This window comes from Chryseobacterium sp. KMC2, assembly GCF_016756935.1.
Lineage (GTDB): Bacteria > Bacteroidota > Bacteroidia > Flavobacteriales > Weeksellaceae > Chryseobacterium > Chryseobacterium rhizosphaerae.
In genome coordinates this window covers 1-523 of the sequence record NZ_JAESIT010000063.1, presented here as the reverse complement: position 1 = coordinate 523, position 523 = coordinate 1, and the positions used below count along the sequence as shown (strand labels likewise).

Genomic DNA, 523 nt, shown 5'->3' with positions numbered 1-523 from the left:
AACAAACAATACGAAATGATTGTGGACAAGAAACCTTCCTATAAAATAAGGATCAGAAAAGTAGGAAACGTAAACAGCAGTCAGTATGCTACCTTGAATGTGGAATGGGTTGACAGTATATCTGAAAATAAAGAGTACAATAAATCTGTAGGGGGAATCCGGGTAGAAAAAATAAAGAACAGCGATGGCAATACGCTGGCTTACGAAACTGAGTTTATTTATAAAGATGCAAATGGCAAATCCACCGGAAAATATATGGGGGATGATATAGACTATTCTTATATCCAGGAAGTGGCAGAGGATAAGGTGGCAGGATACAGCTGTGAACAGATGGTGATCAGCAATACCGGAAACTTCAATATTGCCACCATCAATGGAAAGCCTACAGTGTATGATAAAGTGACAACCAGGGTAAAAAATATCAGTAATGCAGCAGAAAGTTACGAAACTACAGATGAATACATGAATCTTAGTCACACCAATGCTAAAAATGCCAGAAGCCCCATATTCACTTATGCCAACA

1 protein-coding gene is annotated in these 523 nt (G+C 38.2%); it reads left to right on the top strand.

Annotated features, from left to right (window positions below; translation table 11 throughout):
- Positions 1 to 15: 15 nt before the first annotated feature.
- Positions 16 to 523, top strand: a 508-nt coding sequence (locus tag JML65_RS23775) for a hypothetical protein (RefSeq protein WP_202272630.1), incomplete at its 3' end; no start/stop codon positions are given.